Origin of the sequence: Clostridium sp. HBUAS56017 (genome assembly GCF_007115085.1) — a bacterium.
Lineage (GTDB): Bacteria > Bacillota > Clostridia > Clostridiales > Clostridiaceae > Clostridium > Clostridium cibarium.
This window is the reverse complement of sequence record NZ_SULK01000048.1, coordinates 1-3,991: the sequence shown is the minus strand read 5'-3', so window position 1 is coordinate 3,991 and position 3,991 is coordinate 1. Positions and strand designations below refer to the sequence as shown.

Annotated in this window: 4 protein-coding genes; 2 read left to right on the top strand and 2 right to left on the bottom strand. The window is 29.1% G+C overall.

From position 1 onward, the window contains the following. Positions 1 to 48: 48 nt before the first annotated feature. Positions 49 to 582, bottom strand: a complete 534-nt coding sequence (locus tag FAY47_RS19705) for a cupin domain-containing protein (RefSeq protein WP_347562810.1) — start codon at positions 580 to 582, stop codon at positions 49 to 51. A 288-nt stretch (positions 583 to 870) separates the two neighbouring features. Between FAY47_RS19705 and FAY47_RS19700 the strand changes: the two genes are divergently transcribed. Beyond that, a complete protein-coding gene (locus FAY47_RS19700) occupies positions 871 to 2,673 on the top strand; it encodes a MutS family DNA mismatch repair protein (RefSeq protein ID WP_143318628.1) in 1,803 nt (600 codons plus the stop codon). A gap of 25 nt (positions 2,674 to 2,698) precedes the next feature. Here the strand turns inward: FAY47_RS19700 and FAY47_RS19695 are convergent, their stop codons facing one another. Beyond that, on the bottom strand, positions 2,699 to 3,067 hold the full coding sequence (locus tag FAY47_RS19695) for a helix-turn-helix domain-containing protein (protein WP_143318627.1): 369 nt from the start codon (positions 3,065 to 3,067) through the stop codon (positions 2,699 to 2,701). A 129-nt stretch (positions 3,068 to 3,196) separates the two neighbouring features. Here FAY47_RS19695 and FAY47_RS19690 point away from each other — a divergent pair, with 129 nt between their 5' ends. Continuing rightward, entirely contained in the window at positions 3,197 to 3,850 is a 654-nt protein-coding gene (locus FAY47_RS19690; protein WP_143318626.1) for a flavodoxin family protein, read from the top strand. Positions 3,851 to 3,991 lie beyond the last annotated feature (141 nt).

Below are 3,991 nucleotides of genomic sequence, written 5' to 3'. Positions count from 1 at the left end.
GTGGTGTGAGAGGTCGGTAGATAAAATAATTATCTACCTCCTACTCGATTAGTGGTCGTGATGCTCTTCTGCTTCTTCTGCATCATCTTTAGTTGGATGAACTGTGCCATGAGGATGTTGAGGTGGTGCGTATATAGAGTATAGTTTAATTGGTTTATTACCTGTATTAACGAGGTTATGCCATATGCCAGCAGGTATGATGAAAGAAAAATCATCATATACTTTATGTTGAAAATCCAAAGAGTCTTTTCTGCGCCCCATCTTAACGATACCTTCACCATCTTCAATACGCAGAAATTGATCTGTTTCAGGGTGAATTTCTAAACCAATTTCGCCTCCAACAGGGATGCTCATAAGTGTAAGCTGTAGATTTTCTCCTGTCCATAAAGCAGTACGAAAAGTATTGTTTTGCTTAGTAGCCTCCTCAATATTAACTACAAATGGGTATGGTCCATAATCTTTAAGCTGAATTTTAGAAGATTTTTGGGTTTTCATATGCTCATCATTATGACAGTAAGGACAGCAGCGATACATGTTGTAAGGGTTATACATAGTGTTTGGATTATATTGTGGTGTGTTCATATAACATGGATATGGGTATATGAAATATGGTTGTTGATAAACATTATACATGTTGCTTATTCCTTTCATAAAAACTTATAACATCATAATATGACTTTTGTTTTGAGAAGGTGATTTTATTAGTAATTAATTTCTAAACCATTCATAAGACTTTAAGCCAGAGAAGAATATTAACTTATTTTGATTTTGGATAAATATGGGTATATAATTTTGTAATATAAAAGAAAAAAGTAGAAGTATATAAGATTCTGAAATAGATGATATTTGAAATATGATTGGAGGAGAACATTGAAAAGTACTTATAATAATTATATTAATAGGTTAAAAACATATAACACCTTAATTGAAGAACAAAATAAATCAATAAGAATTATAGCTTATTTAAGATTTGTCACCCTAATTATTGGGTTAAGTGTTACATATTATACCTTTAGCATTAAGAGTTATTACCTAAGTATAGGAGTATTCACAGTACAATTACTTATTTTTATTTACTTAATTATTATGCATGATAAGGAAATAAATAAAAGAAAATATTCAATAGCCTTAAAAGGTATAAATGAAAAAGCTGTAAAGAGATTAGAGGGTCAGTGGAATAGCTTTGAGGATGATGGTAGAGAATTTAAAGATGAAGATCATTATTTTTCTAATGATTTAGATATTTTCGGAAGAAACTCCTTGTTTCAGTGGATTAATAGCACTAAAACATTTATGGGACGTCAAAATTTAAAAAATAGGCTTACAAATCCATTAAAAACTCCTCTGGAGATAAAGGAAATACAAGAATCTTTGCAGGAATTAGCAAGTTGCTTAGAATGGAGACAACTATTTGAGGCAGAAGGTATGATTATTTCTAATGAATGCATTAATCCAGAAGAATTATATGAATGGGCAACAGATAAAAATGAATTATATACTAAGAAGTGGCTTATTTTATTGGTTAGATTATTGCCATGTGTAACATTTATATTAATTGCTCTAGGCTATTTCACTTCTCTAGTGAATTTTGAACTAATATGCTTTATAGCACTTGTCCAGTTATCGCTTCTATTTATTAAGGCAAAAGAAAGAAACGAAGCATTTCAGAGCATTTATAAATATAAGAATAATATAAATATATACTCTAGATTGTTAAGTTTAATTATAGAAAAGGATTTTAAAAGTGATTATTTAAGAAAACTTAAAAATAAATTAGTATTGTCTAAAGATGAAGATGCAGCAGCTTTAATAAAAAAGTTATCTAATATATATGATAAAATATCTAACAGAAATAATGGGCTATTTATGATATTTAATGTATTGCTATTATGGGATTATCAGTGCATGATACAATTTGAAAAATGGAGAATTAAATCAGGGAAAAAACTGAAAAAGTGGTTTCATGTTATAGGAGAATTTGAAGCACTAAACAGCATTTCAAATATTATTTATGATAATCCTAAATGGGCTATGCCTTTGATTTCAGATAAGAATTATGTAATAAGAGCTGAAAAGCTTGGTCATCCACTTTTAGGTGAGAAGATGGTCAGGAATGATATTACAATTGATAAAAATAAAAATATTTTACTAATAACAGGTTCAAATATGTCTGGTAAAAGTACATTTTTAAGAACTATAGGTATAAATTTAGTACTTAGTTATATAGGAGCTGCAGTGTGTGCTGAAAAGCTTGAATGTTCATTAATGCAAATTTTCACTTGTATGAGAATAAGTGATAATTTAGAAAATAGTATATCTTCATTTTATGCTGAAATATTAAGAATTAAGAAAATAGTTAAAGAGGTAGAGAAAAATGAAAATGTATTTTTTATTTTAGATGAGTTATTTAAGGGAACTAATTCAATTGATAGACATGATGGGGCAACAGCATTAATAATGCAATTGGGTTCTGATGGGGCATCAGGGCTTATTTCTACTCATGATCTAGAATTGTGCAATTTAGAACATACCTATTCTAAAATTAAGAATTATCATTTTAGAGAGTATTATTTAAATGATGAATTAAAATTTGATTACAAAATTCGAGAAGGAGCATCAACTACTAGAAATGGTAAGCATTTAATAAGGTTAGCAGGTATAAGGTCAAAATAAATTGCTAAAGAATTAATCTGCAATTCTACTTGAGTTTATCAATTTCAATTTGTTCTTTCCCCCAAACATATAGTGAGTTTAAAGCAGGGAGTAGTGCTTTGCCTCTCTCAGTTAAAGAATATTCAACTTTAGGAGGAATGGTGTCATATTGGGTTCTGATAATAAGTTTATGTGATTCTAATTCTTGTAAAGATTTTGTAAGCATCATATTAGTAATACCTTTTACGCTACGTTTTAATTCATTATATCTAGTAGCATCCTTTTGAGATAAATACCACATAATAGGTAATTTCCACTTTTGTCCTACCACATCAAGTGCATATATTATAGGGCATTTTGATTCATATATATTATCAGAGGGTAATTCTACATTATAATTTACTTTGTTATCCATATTTATAACTCCTTTAAATTTAATAGTATCTTTTTTATACTGACACAGAAAAAACTGCATACTTGTCTATTTATATCTGTGTGTTATATTAATTATATCAAAAAATTGTTAAATTAAGGAGATGTTAGAATGAAGGTTTATGCTATAAATGGAAGCCCGAGAAAAAACAAGAATACAGCTACATTACTTAAAAAAGCTTTAGATGGAGTAAAGCAATCAGTAAAAGATGAAGAAATTGAAACTGAAATTATCAATTTATATGATTTGAAATATACTGGATGCAAAAGTTGCTTTGCTTGCAAAAGAATTGGAGGAAGCAGTTATGGGAAATGTGCCATAAAGGATGATATTAATGAAGTATTGGAAAGACTTTCGCTATCTGATGGGCTTATTTTTGGTTCCCCAGTATACTTTGGTAATATATCAGGACAATTAAGGTCATTTTTAGAAAGACTTTTGTTCCCTTATATAGTGTATGATAATAATTATTCTTCAATTGCACCAAAGAGGATGAAAACAGCATTCATTTATACAATGAATGTAAAAGAAGAGGTAATGAAAGAATCTGGCTATTTATCAACATTTGATAATATGGAATTTTATCTTGAAAAACTTTTTACAAAGCCAGTAGTTATGTATTCAAATGATACTTATCAGTTTGATGATTACTCAAAATACAAAGTTGAATGTTTTTCTGAAGAAGAAAAAGCAAAAACGAGACAAAATCAATTTCCGCTTGATTGTCAAAAAGCTTTTGAACTAGGTAAAAATTTAATAAAGTAGAAATAAAAATTAGCAAGGTCTACTATTCAAGGAAGCGTAATAGATAATTTATTATGCTTCTTTATTTATGTGTGCCCAGCATGGGCACGTACTAGTCGGTGAAAGTCCGATATGGGGGTTGATAGTGCCAACCATTAGCTT